Origin of the sequence: Flavobacterium sp. PS2 (genome assembly GCF_046250155.1) — a bacterium.
Taxonomy (GTDB): Bacteria; Bacteroidota; Bacteroidia; order Flavobacteriales; family Flavobacteriaceae; genus Flavobacterium.
This window is the reverse complement of sequence record NZ_CP176426.1, coordinates 3,063,283-3,079,898: the sequence shown is the minus strand read 5'-3', so window position 1 is coordinate 3,079,898 and position 16,616 is coordinate 3,063,283. Positions and strand designations below refer to the sequence as shown.

The following is a 16,616-nucleotide window of genomic DNA, read 5'->3' as shown; positions in this document are numbered from 1 at the left end:
GCAATTTATCTTTCAAGTATAATCTATAAAAAACCAAACCAATGAGTTTCTTAACCGCCGAATGGAAAAACTTAGCATTATTAAATTACGAAGTTGATGCTAAAACATTAGAGAAATATATTCCTCCAGGAACCGAAATAGATATATGGAACAACAAATGTTATGTGAGTTTAGTTGGTTTTATGTTTAAGAATACAAAAGTATTAGGCATTAAAGTTCCTTTTCATATTGATTTTGAAGAAGTCAATCTAAGATTTTATGTAAAACGATTTGAAAATGGAGAATGGAAACGTGGTGTTGTATTTATAAAAGAGATAGTCCCGAAAACTGCCATTACTTTTATTGCAAACACATTATACAATGAACATTACCAAACTAATAAAATGAAGCATTCTGTTACCGATAATGAAGAATCAAAAACATTTGTTTACCAATGGAAAAATCATAACAAGTGGAATTCAATTGAAATTGAAACAGGAAAAAAGGAATTAGAAATAGAATTAAACTCCGAAGCCGAATTTATTACTGAGCATTATTTTGGATATACTAAATATGATAATAATACCACTTTCGAATATGAAGTAACCCACCCAAGATGGCAACAACTACCAATAATCGATTATAAAATAGATGTCGATTTTGAAGGTAACTACGGGAAAGATTTTGCTTTCCTGAATAAATCAAAACCAGTTTCAGCTTTTCTAGCAATTGGCTCTAAGATTACTGTCGAGAACAAGAAAAAAATAAGGTCATGAATGCAAATCTTAATATTATTGGGTATTTCATTTACTTAATGATTACCATCTTCATAATTGTACGGGTTGGAAAAACTTGTTATAAAAATGGCAATGTATTCGTTTCTGAACTTATTCCCAATCACGAAGATTTATGCCAACGAATAAATCAAATGCTACTTCTAGGCTATTATCTATTAAATATTGGCTATTGTGCAATGACTTTAATTTCGTGGGAAACAATAATAACTACCAATCAACTCATAGAAGTAATAGCAACCAAAACAGCAATTATCATATTTATAATCTCAGGATTACATTACATAAACATCATTATAATAACTAAATACATTCAAAAATTAATTAATAACTAGTAAATTAAACATCATGGAAACTACAAAAATTTTAGTCGGTTATGCAATCTATTTACCAATAGCACTTTTTCTAACATACTATGTTTCTAAAACTTTATTCGCAAACGGAAAAATATATATGCTAGACATATTTAGAGGAAGAGAAGAAATTGCGGATGCAACCAACAAACTTTTCGAAACAGGTTTTTACCTTCTTAATCTTGGCTTTGCATTAATGATATTAAGAATAAGCGAAGACATTAATAATTATCAAATCTTAATTGAGGCTTTAAGTTATAAAATAGGAAGTTTTTCTATTTACCTTGGATTAATGTTATTCCTTAATTTATATTTCTTCTTTAGAGGAAAAAGAAAAGCTAGAGAAGCACAACAAGAAGATAGATTAGTTTTAAAAATTTAATTAATAACCCAACCCTAACAATCCTGATCCCGAAACGTCAGGACGGGATTGTTAGGGTTAATACTTTACAAAATGAGTAAGCTTATTATCGCAGCTGGAACAGGTTTTTTAGGACAGGTCTTAGTCAACCATTTTAAAAATAAATTTGAAGAAATTGTAATTCTGACTCGAGGAAAATCAAAAACTATTGACGGAATTAAATATATAAACTGGGATGCAAAAACTTTTTCTGGTTGGGAAAACGAACTTGAAGATGCTACAGTTTTAATAAATCTGGCAGGAAAGTCTGTAGATTGTCGTTATACAAAAGAAAACAAAAGAGAAATTTTATTATCTCGAATCGAGAGTACCAAGGTTTTAAACAAAGCCGTTTTAAATTGTGTAAATCCGCCTAGACATTGGCTAAATTCATCTACAGCTACAATTTATCGATTTTCATTAGATAAAGAAATGGATGAAGCTACTGGCGAAATTGGAAATGACTTTTCAATAAACGTGGCTTTATCTTGGGAAAAAGCTTTTTTTAATACTGAAACTCCAAATACCTTAAAAACCGCTTTAAGAACCTCAATAGTTTTAGGGAAGAAAGGCGGCGCTTTAATTCCGCTTAAAACCTTAGCCAAAATTGGATTCGGAGGAAAACAAGGAAAAGGAAATCAATTTATTAGTTGGATTCACGAAGACGATTTTGCAAATGCAATAAATTTTATACTCCAAAAAGAAATGATTGGGATTGTTAATGTTGTTTCCCCTAAACCGATTCGCAATACAGACTTTATGAAGAAACTTCAAAGAAGTGTTGGTTTTCCTTTCGGAATCCCACTCAATACATTTTTGCTTAAAATAGGAGCTTTCTTTATTCGAACACAACCCGAATTAGTTTTAAAAAGCAGAAACGTGATTCCGAAAAAACTTTTAGAGAATGGATTTGAATTTAAGTTCGATAATGTAGAGGATGCTTTTAAAGATTTATTGAAGTAAAATCTTTGACAAAGCTTAGAATCAAGTCTCTAAAGAACTTCATTTTATCTCAAGTGATTATAATTTATTAAGTTCTATCACATTTTGATCATAGCTCACGGTTTCAACCGTGTGATACAGATTGTGATAATATTGCGCTCCAACGGTTGAAACCGTTGGCAATGTTATAACATGCTTTTATTATTGCTATTCGTTGTCAAGCCATTAGTTTGATTTGTATAATCTGAATTTCTCTCACATCAAAAAGAAAAAGATTCTGTCTATTTCTATAAAAAAATTTGGTAAAATTCAAAGGAAATTCCTTACAGCAGTAATTTAAAACTTTGACAAAGATAACACCAACTTATTATGACAACGATTCATCTTACAACAAAAATAAAAGCACCAAAACAAATCGTCTTTGATAATTCTAGAGATATTAATGTTCATCAACAATCTGCTAGCAAATCTAATGAAGTTGCAATTACTGGTGTAACAACTGGATTGATAAATTATAACGAAACAGTAACGTGGCGAGGCAAACACTTCGGATTGTACTTAACACATAAAAGCCGAATTACTACAATGAATTTTTACGACTATTTTGTAGATGAAATGGAAGAAGGAAAATTCAAATCATTCAAACACGAACATTTTTTTAAAGAAGAAAACGGACAAACAATCATGACTGATAAATTAGAATATGAAACTCCGTTTGGCATCTTAGGAAAATTATTTGATGTTTTATTTTTAAAGAAACATTTATTTCAATTCCTTTTAGAGAGAAACAAAATCCTAAAAGAAGTATCCGAAAAAGATAACTAAAATAGATTCCTTACTTTTACTTTTACAACATATAAAACTTTAAAAATCAAATACATTAGCAACGCTTATCAAAGTTTCAACCTAAAAAAAGGAGAGAATGGCACACTTTATGATAAACAACTTGCAAGATAATTCTTTCAAATATGATAGGTTTATCTCTAAAACAATCTGATTTTATAGTAACAATTGAAAAAACTAGAAATCATTAATTTTAAAAAAAATAATATGTCAGTAAAAACAAAAATTTTATCTGTAGCCTTTTTTGCAATTTCTTCTATCGGGTTTGCACAAAGTAATTGTAAAGATTTAAAAGGATGTGAAAGAAAATTATGTGAATTGAACACAAAATTAGAGTATGCCAAACAGTACGGAAATCAAAATAAGATTAGAGGGATTGAAAATGCTATAGCACAAACCAAAAATAACTGTACAACCAAAACAGTAAATAATGATCTTGACAAAAAGGTAAAAGAAAAAGAACAAAAAGTTAAGGAAAGAACCGATGATCTAAATAAAGCGATTAAAGATCAGGAGGGAAAAGAAAAAATCGACAAGAAAAAGAAGAAATTGGATGAAGCCAAAGCAGAATTAAATAAAGCTGTTACAGCTCAAAAAACGAAATAAAGCTTTACTTGTACTTATACAAAACCGATGTTGATACATCGGTTTTTTTGTTTTTATATCCTTTATCCATAAAATGCAACCATCAACCACCAAAAAATCGGAATACTTTCGACCCAGAAAGAAGTATAATATTTAGATCTTTTTTCATTTGCAAAAACAATAAAAAGCGACAACACAAGAACCATAATTAAATTAATCATCAATTGATTATTATCAAGAGTAGATTTAAAAAACTCAAGAAGGTAAAAAGGAATTAGAAGTAATAATCCTAAAATTTTGGTACGCTTTACTCCTATTTGCTGCGGAACAGTTTGCAAATGTGGATCATCATTGGCAAGATCGATAATTTCAAAAATTAATATTAGTACGAAAACCAAAATAAAACGCTGTACACATTTTAAATAAAAATCGGAAGTAAACGCAATTTCAGCATTTATTAATGGCAAAACCAAAGTGGCTCCAACCCAACAAAGTGCTACAATATATATTTTGACACCAGCCCAGTTTCGGGCATTTTTTCTATTCGGGAAAAATGGAAGTGTATAAAGTGCCGTAATTGCAAATATTTCTACCGAGACAATTTGAGTGATTCGCTTTAATTGAAAAAAATAATACCCTACTAATAAAAGAGAACAAAAACTAAAAACTGCAATAATTTTTAATTGATTCCCTATTGGCACCCTATTAACCCGAACCAAAGCATCGTATTTCACAAAATTATATCCTACAATAGTTCCGAAAAACACAAACAAAGCCATCGATTCATCATACTCAATACCAAACATATGGAACGTTAATCGTACCAAAGCATAACATGACAAAGCAACGTGAATGCTACTAATGATATAAAAATTAAATAACTGCGTAACTACCTTCATATAACAAAACTAATCAATTAATAAGAAATCAACCCTTTAGTTGTAAATTTGACAAAAAATGCGATTAAAAATAGCAATTAGATTATTATTAATACTTAATTTTGCACCACTAAAAAACAACACTTTTACTACTATATGAAAACAGATGCTTTTGCTTTAAGACACATTGGCCCGAGAGAAACCGACCATCAACAAATGTTGAAAACAATTGGAGTTGAATCTATTGAACAACTCGTTTATGAAACGCTTCCAGATGACATTCGTTTAAAAGCACCGTTAAACTTAGATCCTGCAATGACAGAATATGAGTTTTCAAATCACATACACCAACTAGGAAATAAAAATAAGGTTTTTAAATCATATATTGGTTTAGGATACAACCAAGCTATTGTTCCAGCTGTAATTCAAAGAAATGTTTTTGAAAACCCAGGATGGTACACAGCATATACACCTTACCAAGCTGAAATAGCTCAAGGTCGTTTAGAAGCAATTCTTAATTTCCAAACTACAGTTATAGAATTAACTGGAATGGAAATTGCCAATGCATCATTATTAGATGAGGCAACTGCTGCTGCTGAGGCAATGGCACTTTTATTTGATGTAAGATCAAGAGATCAAAAGAAAAACGAAATCAATAAGTTTTTCGTTTCCGAAGAAATTTTACCACAAACATTATCAGTTTTACAAACTCGTGCAACACCTATCGGAGTTGAACTAGTTATAGGAAATCACGAAACATTCGATTTTTCAACAGCATATTTTGGAGCAATTCTTCAATATCCTGGAAAATACGGACAAGTTCATGATTATGCTGCCTTTATCGCTAAAGCAAAAGAAAACGAAATTAAAGTTGCTGTTGCTGCCGATATTTTAAGCTTAGCAAAATTAACTCCTCCGGGAGAAATGGGTGCTGCAGTTGTTGTAGGAACTACACAACGTTTTGGTATTCCGTTAGGATACGGTGGACCACACGCTGCTTATTTTGCAACAAAAGACGAATACAAACGAAGCATGCCAGGACGTATCATTGGAGTTACAATCGATACTAATGGAAACCGTGCTTTACGTATGGCATTACAAACACGTGAGCAACACATAAAACGTGATAAAGCAACTTCAAACATTTGTACTGCACAGGTTTTATTATCTGTAATGGCGGGAATGTATGCAGTATATCACGGACCAAGAGGATTGCAATACATCGCAGACAAAGTTCACGCTGCATCTGCAACACTTGCAAATGAGTTGAAAAAATTAGGCGTAGAACAAACTAATACTGCATTCTTTGATACTATCGTTGTAAAAGCCGATGCTAAAAAAGTACGTACAATTGCAGAACAAAACGAAATTAACTTTTACTACATCGACGATAACACAATTTCTATTTCATTAAACGAAACAGTAAGTGTTGCCGAAGTAAATGAAATCATTTCAGTTTTTGCTACAGCTACAAATAAACAAACTACGGTAATTGATAGCTTAACAAATACAAATCATTTCCCAGAGCATTTAAAAAGAACATCATCATTTTTAGAGCATGATGTTTTCAATAAATACCATTCAGAAACAGCTTTGATGCGTTACATCAAAATGTTAGAACGTAAAGATTTAGCTTTAAATCACTCGATGATTTCTCTAGGTTCATGTACAATGAAACTGAATGCAGCTTCTGAAATGTTACCATTAAGCAGCCCGCAATGGAACAACATTCACCCTTTTGCTCCGCTAGATCAAGCACAAGGATATCAGGAAATGTTGAAAAAACTTGAAGAACAATTAAATGTTATCACAGGATTTGCAGGAACAACTTTGCAACCAAACTCTGGTGCACAAGGAGAGTACGCAGGACTTATGGTTATTCGTGCATATCACCAATCAAAAGGAGATCACCACAGAAACATTGCTTTAATTCCATCATCGGCACACGGAACAAATCCTGCTTCGGCTGCAATGGCTGGAATGAAAGTTATCGTTACAAAAACATTAGAAAACGGAAACATCGACGTAGAAGATTTACGTGAAAAAGCAATTCTACATAAAGACAACCTTTCTTGTTTGATGGTAACTTACCCATCTACTCATGGAGTTTATGAAAGTGCTATTAAAGAAATCACACAATTAATCCACGATAACGGAGGTCAGGTTTATATGGATGGTGCAAACATGAACGCTCAGGTTGGATTAACAAATCCTGCTACAATTGGAGCCGACGTTTGTCACTTAAACTTACACAAAACATTTGCAATCCCTCACGGTGGTGGTGGACCAGGAGTTGGACCAATTTGCGTTGCTCCACAATTAGTTCCATTTTTACCAGGAAACCCAGTTATTGCAACTGGAGGAGATCATGCCATTACAGCTATTTCTGCAGCTCCTTGGGGATCAGCATTAGTTTGTTTAATCTCTTACGGATACATCTCGATGTTAGGAGCTGAAGGTTTAAAGAGCGCTACGCAACATGCAATTTTAAATGCTAACTACATCAAAGAAAAATTAAGTGGTCATTACGACACTTTATATTCTGGAGAAATGGGTCGTGCAGCTCACGAGATGATCTTAGAATGTCGTCCTTTTAAACAAAAAGGAATCGAAGTAACTGATATCGCAAAACGTTTAATGGATTATGGTTTCCACGCACCAACAGTTTCTTTCCCAGTTGCAGGAACTTTAATGATTGAACCTACAGAAAGTGAAAACTTAGAAGAATTAGACCGTTTTTGTGAAGCTATGATCTCTATTCGTAAAGAAATCGAAGCTTCGACTATCGAAGACAAAAACAATGTCTTAAAAAATTCTCCTCATACATTAGCAATGCTTACTACTGATGTTTGGGATTTCCCATACACAAGAGAGCAAGCAGCTTTCCCATTAGACTATATTGCCGAAAACAAATTCTGGCCAACTGTACGCAGAGCCGATGATGCTTTTGGAGATAGAAATCTAGTTTGTAGTTGTGCTCCTATTGAGGCCTACATGGAAGAGTAAAAACAAAATATATTCCTACAAATGCCTCGATTAATCGGGGCATTTTTTTTGAAGTAATAAAATATTTTTAAAATAAATTTTCAAATAGTCCCAATTTACTCAATAAAAAATTCAAAAATTCACATCAATAATTAACAAATAACCAATTATTCCCATAAAATAGAAATTATTCTATAATTATATGCATGCATAGTAAATATTATAGTTGTAATTATTATTTTATTTCTAAATTAGCCTAAATTATTTTGGAAAACTGTATAATGAAAATAAAAATAACAGGAATAGGTAGCTATATTCCGCAGAAAGAAATAAAGAATACGGATTTTGATAAACATGTATTTTTAAACGAAGACGGAACTCCTTTTGGCTACCCAAACGAGGTTGTCATTAATAAATTCAAAGGTATAACAGGAATTGAGAACAGACGTTATGCCGAAGATCAATATACTTCATCTGATTTAGCATTCTTCGCTTCTCAAAAAGCAATCGAAAATGCCAAAATCGACCCAGAAACTCTTGATTATATTATTTTCGCACACAATTTTGGTGATGTAAAATACGGGACAACCCAATCTGATATTTTACCGAGTTTAGCAACGCGTGTAAAAAACAAACTAGGCATAAAAAACCCAAAATGTGTTGCTTACGATATCTTATTTGGATGTCCAGGATGGATAGAAGGCGTGCTACAAGCAAATGCTTTTATCAAATCTGGCATGGCAAAACGTTGTTTAGTTATTGGAGCTGAAACTCTTTCCAGAGTTGTAGATGATCACGATAGAGATTCTATGATTTATTCAGATGGAGCTGGAGCATCAGTAATCGAAGCTTCAGATGATGAAACTGGATTATTATCATACGAAAGTGCTACTTATGCAAATGAAGAAGCTGGATATTTATACTTCGGAAAATCGTACAATCCCGATTTAGATCCTGACACGAAATACATTAAAATGTATGGTCGCAAGATATATGAATTTGCATTAAGCCAAGTTCCTGCAGCTATGAAAAGTTGTTTAGACAAAAGCGGAATTGCTATCGATGATGTGAAGAAAATTCTAATTCATCAGGCAAACGAAAAAATGGACGAAGCAATTATCAATCGTTTTTACAAATTACACGGCAAAACTCCACCAGAAAACATCATGCCTATGTGCATTCATGATTTAGGAAATAGCAGTGTAGCAACCGTTCCAACGCTTTATGACCTTTTAATACAAGGGAAATTAGAAAATCATGAAATCAACAAAGGCGACGTTGTAATTTTTGCTTCAGTTGGAGCTGGAATGAACGTAAATGCATTTGTATACAGATATTAGTAAATTTTCAGTTACAATATTTAGTCGCAGTTTACAGTATGTTAAACTGATCACTGCGACTGAAAACTAAAAAGTCCGCATTTTAAAATGCGGACTTTTTAGTATATTTGCACCCTAATTAAAACTAAGAACGACAGATTGCTTCGTTCCTCGCAATAACTATGTACGAAAAAACATTTCCGAATAAAAGATTCAAACATACTTTAGAATTTTTAAAAAAGCACATCACAACATCCGAAACCGTTTTGGATTTAGGAGTTGAAAATCCGTTTTCAAAGATCATGAAAGCTGAAGGTTTTAAAGTAAAAAATACTACAGGAGAAGATTTAGATATCGACCAAACCGTATTTGCTACCGAAAAACAAGATGTGGTTACTGCTTTCGAAATCTTCGAACATTTGCTAAACCCATTCACAATTCTAAACGAAATAAAATCAGATAAACTATTTATCTCGATTCCTATGCGTTTATGGTTCTCACCAGCATACCGTAGTAAAACAGATATGTGGGACAGACACTATCATGAATTTGAAGATTGGCAATTAGACTGGCTTCTTGAAAAAACAGGTTGGAAAATCATCGATAGACAAAAATGGACTAATCCGGTAAAAAAATTCGGAATTCGTCCTTTGTTACGAAGCTTTACCAATAGATATTATATTGTTTACGCAGAGAAAAGCCCCCTAACCCCCAAAGGGGGAATAAAATAGTTTTGAACAAATTTCACAAAATGAACAACTCTAACTCACAAAATTCGTCAAGCTCCCCCTTTGGGGGCTGGGGGGCTTACTACATTGTCATACCGGCACATAACGAGCAAGAATTAATTGGCTTAACGTTGCAATCTTTGATATCGCAAACTGTTTTACCCAAAAAAATTGTTGTAGTCAATGATAATTCGACCGATAAAACGGGAGAAATTGTACTGGATTATGCCAAAGAAAACCCATATATCTCATTGGTAAACAAAACCTCGAGTGCTATACATTTGCCAGGAAGCAAAGTAATCCAAGCATTTCATAAAGGATTTGAAACTCTCGATGATGATTATGATATTATTGTAAAAATAGATGGAGATTTAATTTTTCCTCCCAACTATTTCGAAACCATTATTTCTCACTTTCAATCTGATCCAAAAATTGGAATGGCAGGAGGATTTTGCTACATAGAAAAGAATGGAGATTGGATATTAGAAAATCTAACAGATAAAGATCACATTCGTGGCGCGCTAAAAGCCTACCGAAAAGAAACTTTTCAGCAAATTGGTGGTTTAAGAGCGGCAATGGGTTGGGACACGGTAGACGAATTACTTTGTAAATATTACGATTGGAAAATAGTTACCGATTCTTCTCTACACGTAAAACACCTTAAACCAACAGGTGCAAACTACAACAAAACTGCCCGTTATAAACAAGGCGAAGCTTTTTATACTTTAGGATATGGTTTTTGGATCACAGCAATTGCTTCTGCAAAGTTGGCAATGATGAAGAAAAAACCACTACTATTCTTTGATTACATTAAAGGATTCCTAAAAGCAAAAAAAGCAAAAACACCATTATTGGTAACCGATGCGCAAGCAAAATTCATTCGAAATTATCGTTTGAAAAAAATGAAAGAAAAGCTTTTTTAGTTCAAGCAATCAAAAAAACTATAAAATCTAAACCGTAAACTGGCAACTATTTTCGTAATTTAGCCCATATTCGTAAAAACTATGATGCTCATTCGTTATTTATCCCAAATAGGAAGATACTTCTTGATGCTTAAAGAAATTTTCAACAAACAAACCAAATGGTCTGTGATGAAAAAACTAATCTTTAAAGAAATTGATGACTTAATTATTGATTCCCTTGGTATTGTTTGTTTCATTTCATTCTTCGTAGGAGGAGTTGTTGCAATACAAACTGCATTAAACTTAACAAACCCATTAATTCCTAAATACTTAATTGGTTTTGCAACCAGACAATCTGTAATTTTAGAATTTGCCCCAACATTTATTTCTGTTATTATGGCAGGAAAAATGGGATCTTTCATTACATCAAGTATAGGAACTATGCGTGTTACAGAACAAATCGATGCGCTGGAAGTTATGGGAGTAAACTCATTAAACTATCTTGTTTTTCCTAAAATTATCGCTTTACTATTGTATCCTTTTGTAATCGGAATCAGTATGTTCCTGGGTATTTTTGGTGGTTGGCTAGCTGGAGTTTACGGTGGGTTTACAACGAGTGATGATTTTATAATGGGGGCACAAATGGAATTTATTCCGTTTCATATTACCTATGCATTTATTAAAACCATAATTTTCGCCATGTTATTGGCAACTATACCGTCTTTTCATGGTTATTATATGAAAGGTGGCGCACTAGAAGTAGGAAAAGCAAGTACAGTAGCTTTCGTTTGGACATCTGTATCGATTATCCTTTTTAATTATATACTAACACAATTGTTATTAGGCTCATGATAGAAGTAAAAAACATAGAAAAATCATTTGGCGACAGCAAAGTACTTAAAGGTGTTTCGACCGTGTTTGAAACTGGAAAAACAAACCTAATCATTGGGCAAAGTGGATCTGGAAAAACGGTATTATTAAAAAGCTTATTAGGTATACATACTCCAGATTCTGGAACAATTGAGTTTGATGGTAGAGTTTATTCAGAACTAGAACCAGATGAAAAAAGAGAATTACGTACTGAAATCGGAATGGTATTCCAGGGAAGTGCTTTATTTGACTCCATGACAGTTGCCGAAAATGTAGCTTTCCCACTTAGAATGTTTACCAAAGACACGGGTTCTAAAATTCAAGATCGTGTTGATTTCGTTTTAAAAAGAGTAAACCTAATTGATGCACATAAAAAATTACCTTCAGAAATTTCTGGAGGGATGCAAAAACGTGTGGCTATTGCCCGCGCCATTGTAAACAACCCTAAATATTTATTTTGTGATGAACCAAACTCTGGTTTAGATCCAAATACTTCGACTTTAATTGATAATTTAATTAAAGAAATTACCGAAGAATACAATATTACCACTGTAATTAACACGCACGATATGAACTCTGTGATGGAAATTGGTGAGAATATTTTATTCTTAAAAAATGGAGTAAAAGAATGGCAAGGAACAAAAGAAGAAATTTTCGTAACCGATAATAAAGCTATTGTCGAATTTGTTTATTCTTCAAATTTATTCAAGAAAGTAAGAGAAGCTTATTTAAAAGGATAAGATCTTTTAAAGTACAATATAAAAAATCCCAAATTTCAATCTTAATAAAATTGGAATTTGGGATTTTGTATATTCGATGGTTTTAATCAACAATATCAGTCCTTAGTTAGCAACAACTCAACTTCGGCATTTGGATTAAAAAGATAGGTCCTTCCTGAGCTTATTTCTAAACATTCAAAGCGTTTAGTTCTTACAGCAATTTTCTTAAAGATTTTTCCGTTGTGAATTCTGAAAACACTGCCGTATGGAATTTCAAAAATATAATTCTTATCGTTCTGCTTGTCGTATTGTTTCAAAGCCAATGACAAAGTAGTATCAGTATCACTACTTGCCGTAGGGTTCTTAAAATGCCTCGCCAGCAATGGTAATAAGTGACTAGGAAATATCTCTGGACGAATGAAAGGAACCATCAATCGCTGAAAAGAATATTTCCATTCGTTCCCATGAGGTTTAATTTTTCTTCCGAACTTTTCGAACGCAACCAAATGCGAAATCTCATGAATTAACGTTATCAAAAACTTGTATTGATTCAAGCTTGAGTTTACAGTAATTTCATGTTTACCACTTGGCCCTTTTCTATAATCTCCATGTCGAGTTTGTCTTTCGTTTACAATTTTAAGATGTACACGATTATCAACAATGAGTTCAAAGACAGGCTTTACGGCATGTTCGGGGATGTATCTTGCTAAAGTTTCGCTCAAAACGGAAAAAAATTATGAGTTATAAATTATGAGTTATAAGTTTCTCTTTGAGGTAATAATTATGCTTCTTATAATTTTTAAAACCTCATTACATTGTTGATGCATTGATTCGAATTCAATTCCAGAAACATAATCCGTTTCTTTTAATATTTCTAACCAATACATTGATTCGTCGCACTCTTTTTGAGCGATAGATAATTTATGAATAAAATCGGGCTTACTTTGGGCATTAACAGCTTCACGAACATTTGCACCAACAGAAGTAATTGAACGTAAAAATTGTTTACTCATTATGAATTCCTTCTTTTCAGAAACCATCCATTTATAAAAATTAACACCTCTTATTGCTAATTCAAAACTTTTGGTTTTCACAATACTTTCACTCATAATTCATAACTTATAATTCATAATTATTTTTTACGGATTAGTAGAAGAAACTTCTAATACTTTTCCGTTAAAATATTTATTGCCATTTAATGTAAAATCATAAATATAAGTTGCCATTCCGTTAGCCGAAATTGGCGCTTGATATCCTGGAAAAGCTTCTTGCAACATTTCTGTCTGAACAGAACCTAATGCCAAAACATTAAATGAGATTCCTTTTTCTTTATATTCTTCTGCCAATAATTCCGATAACGTAATTACTGCACCTTTACTAGAACTATAAGCAGCAAGTCCAGCAAATTTAAGACTTCCACGAACTCCTCCTATAGAACTTATTGTTACCACATGACTTCCTTTTTGAAGATATGGTAAACAAACTCTTGTAAGATTTGCTACTGCAAAAACATTCACTTTATAAATGCTTTCAAAATCAGCCTGAGTAGTTTCAGCAAAAGGCTTTAAAAGCAAACTTCCTGCATTATGCACTAAAGCATCTACTTTTTTCCAAGTCGAAGAAAGAAAATCCTCTACTTTATATAATTCAGATTCATTAGATAAATCAATAGAAAGACAAGTAACATTAGAATGTTCCAAAAGCAATTGAGGAATTTTTCTGGAAATAGCTAATACCTGATGTCCAGCATTTGCAAATTGCAAAGCAAGCTCATACCCTATCCCTCTACTCGTTCCTGTTATAATAATATTTTTCATGTAGCAAAAATAAGGAAAACCGATAAAAAAGCATAGTTTATTTATTCATCAAAATTTCTTTTGTTGGAGAACTTGCCATATGAGTCACTGCAGGCAACAATTCCTGAATAAATGAAGTCATATGAGGAATATCCATTACTTTAAATTCATCTGAAACATGATGATAAAATTCAAAATTTTCAAAATCGAATGTACTTATCGATTGACAAGGAACCTTAAATGCTTCGAAAAAAGGAAAATTATCTGATCTAAAAAACAACTGATATTCGGCTTCTTTAGGTAAGAATCCAATAGTTTTATCACCTGTATATTCATTGATTTTAGTCGCCATATTCGATTTATCAAAACCAGTAATATAGGCTAAGAAGTCACGTTTCATTGGTACACCAATCATTTCTATATTTAACTGAGTGTATAAATTGAAATTTTTAGCTTTAAGTTTTTTTGCCAAATGTTTAGAACCCAAAAGCCCTTTTTCTTCACCTGCAAAAAACACAAAAAGTACGCTTCGTTTATTCGATTTGGTCTCACTAAAATACTTAGCCATTTCAGCAACAGCAGTAACTCCAGAAGCATCATCGTTTGCTCCGTTATTTATAAAATCGCCATTAAGTCCTTTTTTATCAATCCCAATATGATCATAATGTGCACTCAAAATCACAAATTCATTTTTCAGTTTTACATCAGTCCCTTCCAGATATCCAACTATATTATATGCTGGAGTTTTAAACGTAGATAAAGTATCACGATAAGAAGAAAAATAAGGTTTTATCTTATTCGTTTTAAAGAAATCTTCCAGATAAATAGCCGCTGTTTCTATTCCCTTCGTTCCAGTTTCTCTACCTTCTAATTCATCCGAAGAAAGATATTTTAAAACCGATGAAACATCATTCTCTTTTACTTTATAAGTAATTTCTAACTTAGAAGCTGTTTGCGTAGTTTCGGTTTTAACTGTTGTATTAGATTTACATCCAAAAAAAATAAAAGGAAATAAAAGTATTAGTTTTTTCATTATTCAAGATTTTGGTTCGTTGAGATTATAAAGTTTTCAATTACAATTCTAAAAAATGAGTAACTCCTAAAAACATAGTTACCCTCTTAGTTGTAAATATAATTATTTTTTATTGCAAAAAGAAAACCCTTTCAAAGCCGAAAGCCGAAAGGGTTTTTAATATAATTTAAGGATACAATTATCCTGCGATAACTGCTCTAGAAATCACTATTTTTTGGATTTCAGAAGTTCCTTCATAAATCTGTGTAATTTTTGCATCACGCATAAAACGCTCAACATGGTATTCTTTTACATATCCGTTTCCACCATGAATTTGTACTGCCTCAACAGCGGTATCCATTGCAACTTGCGAAGCAAATAATTTTGCCATAGCACCACTTACATCGTAATTATTATGTTGGTCTTTATCCCAAGCTGCTTTCATACAAAGATGACGCGCTGCTTCGATATTTACTGCCATATCTGCTAATTTAAAAGCAATAGCTTGGTGATTGCAAATTTCAGTTCCAAAAGCTTTACGTTCTTTTGAATATTTTAATGCAAGTTCATAAGCACCAGAAGCAATTCCTAAAGCTTGAGAAGCAATACCAATTCTTCCTCCAGCCAATGTTTTCATGGCAAATTTAAATCCAAATCCGTCTTCACCAATTCGGTTTTCTTTAGGTACTTTAACATCACTAAACATTAATGAGTGTGTATCTGAACCACGAATTCCCATTTTTTGCTCCTTAGGACCAACAGAAAAACCTGGCATGTCTTTGGTCATGATCAAAGCATTGATTCCTTTATGTTTTTTCTCAGCATGAGTTTGTACAATTACAATATAAACCGATGCAGTATTACCATTAGTAATCCAGTTTTTAGTACCATTTACTAAATAATGATCACCCATATCTATTCCAGAAGTTTTTTGCGATGTAGCATCACTACCAGCTTCAGGCTCACTTAAGCAAAATGCACCGTGAATTTCTCCAGAAGCTAATCCTGGTAAGTATTTTTGTTTTTGTTCTTCGGTACCAAAAGCCTGAAGTCCCCAACAAACTAGTGAATTATTTACCGACATTACTACAGAAGCCGAAGCATCAACTTTCGAAATTTCTTCCATAGCAATTACGTATGAAATCGTGTCTAAACCACTTCCTCCGTATTTAGGATCAACCATCATTCCCATGAATCCGAGTTGTCCCATTTTTTTTATTTGTTCCGTAGGGAAAATTTGCTTTTCGTCTCTTTCTATCACACCTGGTAACAATTCGTTTTGAGCAAAATCTCTAGCAGCTTGTTGAATCATTAAGTGCTCTTCGGTAAGATTAAAATCCATAGTATTATAAAATAAAAGTTGCTTTTTGTTAAAAAAATATATCCAAAGGTACTTTTTTATACTGAAATTTTCAATTTTGACTTGCATTTTTGACTAAAGAAAAAATACCACTATATCGTTATCGTAATGATATCAAGAACTTCGCTCAATCTCACTAGTTTAGTAACTC

18 protein-coding genes are annotated in these 16,616 nt (G+C 32.6%); 12 read left to right on the top strand and 6 right to left on the bottom strand.

Annotation, left to right across the window (positions count from 1 at the left end; all coding sequences use genetic code 11):
* The first annotated feature begins 41 nt into the window (after positions 1-41).
* The 6 genes from ACJ6WR_RS13315 to ACJ6WR_RS13290 all read left to right on the top strand — a co-directional run bounded on the left by ACJ6WR_RS13315 (position 42) and on the right by ACJ6WR_RS13290 (position 3,917).
* Complete coding sequence (locus ACJ6WR_RS13315) at positions 42-755, top strand: YqjF family protein (RefSeq protein WP_409415486.1); 714 nt, start codon at positions 42-44, stop codon at positions 753-755.
* Complete coding sequence (locus tag ACJ6WR_RS13310) at positions 752-1,108, top strand: hypothetical protein (RefSeq protein ID WP_039117328.1); 357 nt, start codon at positions 752-754, stop codon at positions 1,106-1,108. The genes ACJ6WR_RS13315 and ACJ6WR_RS13310 overlap by 4 nt, the downstream gene beginning before the upstream one ends.
* Positions 1,109-1,121: 13 nt before the next feature.
* The gene (locus ACJ6WR_RS13305) at positions 1,122-1,508 is read left to right on the top strand and encodes a hypothetical protein (protein ID WP_039111779.1); all 387 of its coding nucleotides are present in this window, start codon (positions 1,122-1,124) and stop codon (positions 1,506-1,508) included.
* A gap of 72 nt (positions 1,509-1,580) precedes the next feature.
* On the top strand, positions 1,581-2,489 hold the full coding sequence (locus ACJ6WR_RS13300; protein WP_409415485.1) for a TIGR01777 family oxidoreductase: 909 nt from the start codon (positions 1,581-1,583) through the stop codon (positions 2,487-2,489).
* A gap of 348 nt (positions 2,490-2,837) precedes the next feature.
* On the top strand, positions 2,838-3,293 hold the full coding sequence (locus ACJ6WR_RS13295; RefSeq protein ID WP_409415484.1) for an SRPBCC family protein: 456 nt from the start codon (positions 2,838-2,840) through the stop codon (positions 3,291-3,293).
* A gap of 225 nt (positions 3,294-3,518) precedes the next feature.
* Positions 3,519-3,917, top strand: coding sequence for a DUF1090 family protein (locus tag ACJ6WR_RS13290; RefSeq protein ID WP_409415483.1), 399 nt, complete (start codon positions 3,519-3,521; stop codon positions 3,915-3,917).
* A 62-nt stretch (positions 3,918-3,979) separates the two neighbouring features.
* Here the strand turns inward: ACJ6WR_RS13290 and ACJ6WR_RS13285 are convergent, their stop codons facing one another.
* The gene (locus ACJ6WR_RS13285; RefSeq protein ID WP_409415482.1) at positions 3,980-4,795 is read right to left on the bottom strand and encodes a hypothetical protein; all 816 of its coding nucleotides are present in this window, start codon (positions 4,793-4,795) and stop codon (positions 3,980-3,982) included.
* Positions 4,796-4,930: 135 nt separating this feature from the next.
* Between ACJ6WR_RS13285 and gcvP the strand changes: the two genes are divergently transcribed.
* From gcvP to ACJ6WR_RS13255, 6 genes are all read left to right on the top strand, one after another.
* Positions 4,931-7,780 carry an aminomethyl-transferring glycine dehydrogenase gene (gcvP, locus tag ACJ6WR_RS13280; RefSeq protein ID WP_409415481.1) on the top strand — a complete coding sequence of 950 codons (2,850 nt, stop codon included), beginning with the start codon at positions 4,931-4,933 and terminating at the stop codon, positions 7,778-7,780.
* Positions 7,781-8,040: 260 nt separating this feature from the next.
* On the top strand, positions 8,041-9,099 hold the full coding sequence (locus ACJ6WR_RS13275) for a 3-oxoacyl-ACP synthase III family protein (protein WP_039111786.1): 1,059 nt from the start codon (positions 8,041-8,043) through the stop codon (positions 9,097-9,099).
* A 161-nt stretch (positions 9,100-9,260) separates the two neighbouring features.
* Entirely contained in the window at positions 9,261-9,809 is a 549-nt protein-coding gene (locus ACJ6WR_RS13270; protein WP_039111787.1) for a methyltransferase, read from the top strand.
* Positions 9,810-9,829: 20 nt separating this feature from the next.
* Complete coding sequence (locus tag ACJ6WR_RS13265; protein WP_052259369.1) at positions 9,830-10,729, top strand: glycosyltransferase family 2 protein; 900 nt, start codon at positions 9,830-9,832, stop codon at positions 10,727-10,729.
* 81 nt (positions 10,730-10,810) lie between these two features.
* Positions 10,811-11,560: an ABC transporter permease gene (locus ACJ6WR_RS13260; protein WP_035619715.1), complete on the top strand. Its 750-nt coding sequence runs from the start codon at positions 10,811-10,813 to the stop codon at positions 11,558-11,560.
* Positions 11,557-12,318: an ABC transporter ATP-binding protein gene (locus ACJ6WR_RS13255; RefSeq protein WP_039111788.1), complete on the top strand. Its 762-nt coding sequence runs from the start codon at positions 11,557-11,559 to the stop codon at positions 12,316-12,318. Before ACJ6WR_RS13260 ends, ACJ6WR_RS13255 begins: the two co-directional genes overlap by 4 nt.
* A 95-nt stretch (positions 12,319-12,413) precedes the next feature.
* Here the strand turns inward: ACJ6WR_RS13255 and ACJ6WR_RS13250 are convergent, their stop codons facing one another.
* From ACJ6WR_RS13250 to ACJ6WR_RS13230, 5 genes are all read right to left on the bottom strand, one after another.
* On the bottom strand, positions 12,414-13,019 hold the full coding sequence (locus ACJ6WR_RS13250; RefSeq protein ID WP_039111789.1) for a SprT-like domain-containing protein: 606 nt from the start codon (positions 13,017-13,019) through the stop codon (positions 12,414-12,416).
* 33 nt (positions 13,020-13,052) lie between these two features.
* A complete protein-coding gene (locus ACJ6WR_RS13245) occupies positions 13,053-13,406 on the bottom strand; it encodes a four helix bundle protein (RefSeq protein ID WP_409415480.1) in 354 nt (117 codons plus the stop codon).
* Between the two features lie 30 nt (positions 13,407-13,436).
* The gene (locus tag ACJ6WR_RS13240) at positions 13,437-14,114 is read right to left on the bottom strand and encodes an SDR family oxidoreductase (protein WP_039111790.1); all 678 of its coding nucleotides are present in this window, start codon (positions 14,112-14,114) and stop codon (positions 13,437-13,439) included.
* A gap of 37 nt (positions 14,115-14,151) precedes the next feature.
* Positions 14,152-15,126 (bottom strand): M20/M25/M40 family metallo-hydrolase, encoded by a 975-nt coding sequence (locus ACJ6WR_RS13235; protein ID WP_409415479.1) that lies wholly within the window; start codon positions 15,124-15,126, stop codon positions 14,152-14,154.
* A 178-nt stretch (positions 15,127-15,304) separates the two neighbouring features.
* Positions 15,305-16,447 (bottom strand): acyl-CoA dehydrogenase family protein, encoded by a 1,143-nt coding sequence (locus ACJ6WR_RS13230; RefSeq protein ID WP_039111925.1) that lies wholly within the window; start codon positions 16,445-16,447, stop codon positions 15,305-15,307.
* Positions 16,448-16,616 lie beyond the last annotated feature (169 nt).

What these genes read in the sequence shown, in the direction of transcription:
- ACJ6WR_RS13315 (WP_409415486.1), top strand. Translation starts at nt 42, where the DNA reads ATGAGTTTCTTAACCGCCGAATGGAAAAACTTAGCATTATTAAATTAC.
- ACJ6WR_RS13310 (WP_039117328.1), top strand. Translation starts at nt 752, where the DNA reads ATGAATGCAAATCTTAATATTATTGGGTATTTCATTTACTTAATGATT.
- ACJ6WR_RS13305 (WP_039111779.1), top strand. Translation starts at nt 1,122, where the DNA reads ATGGAAACTACAAAAATTTTAGTCGGTTATGCAATCTATTTACCAATA.
- ACJ6WR_RS13300 (WP_409415485.1), top strand. Translation starts at nt 1,581, where the DNA reads ATGAGTAAGCTTATTATCGCAGCTGGAACAGGTTTTTTAGGACAGGTC.
- ACJ6WR_RS13295 (WP_409415484.1), top strand. Translation starts at nt 2,838, where the DNA reads ATGACAACGATTCATCTTACAACAAAAATAAAAGCACCAAAACAAATC.
- ACJ6WR_RS13290 (WP_409415483.1), top strand. Translation starts at nt 3,519, where the DNA reads ATGTCAGTAAAAACAAAAATTTTATCTGTAGCCTTTTTTGCAATTTCT.
- ACJ6WR_RS13285 (WP_409415482.1), bottom strand. Translation starts at nt 4,795, where the DNA reads ATGAAGGTAGTTACGCAGTTATTTAATTTTTATATCATTAGTAGCATT.
- gcvP (WP_409415481.1), top strand. Translation starts at nt 4,931, where the DNA reads ATGAAAACAGATGCTTTTGCTTTAAGACACATTGGCCCGAGAGAAACC.
- ACJ6WR_RS13275 (WP_039111786.1), top strand. Translation starts at nt 8,041, where the DNA reads ATGAAAATAAAAATAACAGGAATAGGTAGCTATATTCCGCAGAAAGAA.
- ACJ6WR_RS13270 (WP_039111787.1), top strand. Translation starts at nt 9,261, where the DNA reads ATGTACGAAAAAACATTTCCGAATAAAAGATTCAAACATACTTTAGAA.
- ACJ6WR_RS13265 (WP_052259369.1), top strand. Translation starts at nt 9,830, where the DNA reads ATGAACAACTCTAACTCACAAAATTCGTCAAGCTCCCCCTTTGGGGGC.
- ACJ6WR_RS13260 (WP_035619715.1), top strand. Translation starts at nt 10,811, where the DNA reads ATGATGCTCATTCGTTATTTATCCCAAATAGGAAGATACTTCTTGATG.
- ACJ6WR_RS13255 (WP_039111788.1), top strand. Translation starts at nt 11,557, where the DNA reads ATGATAGAAGTAAAAAACATAGAAAAATCATTTGGCGACAGCAAAGTA.
- ACJ6WR_RS13245 (WP_409415480.1), bottom strand. Translation starts at nt 13,406, where the DNA reads ATGAGTGAAAGTATTGTGAAAACCAAAAGTTTTGAATTAGCAATAAGA.
- ACJ6WR_RS13240 (WP_039111790.1), bottom strand. Translation starts at nt 14,114, where the DNA reads ATGAAAAATATTATTATAACAGGAACGAGTAGAGGGATAGGGTATGAG.
- ACJ6WR_RS13235 (WP_409415479.1), bottom strand. Translation starts at nt 15,126, where the DNA reads ATGAAAAAACTAATACTTTTATTTCCTTTTATTTTTTTTGGATGTAAA.
- ACJ6WR_RS13230 (WP_039111925.1), bottom strand. Translation starts at nt 16,447, where the DNA reads ATGGATTTTAATCTTACCGAAGAGCACTTAATGATTCAACAAGCTGCT.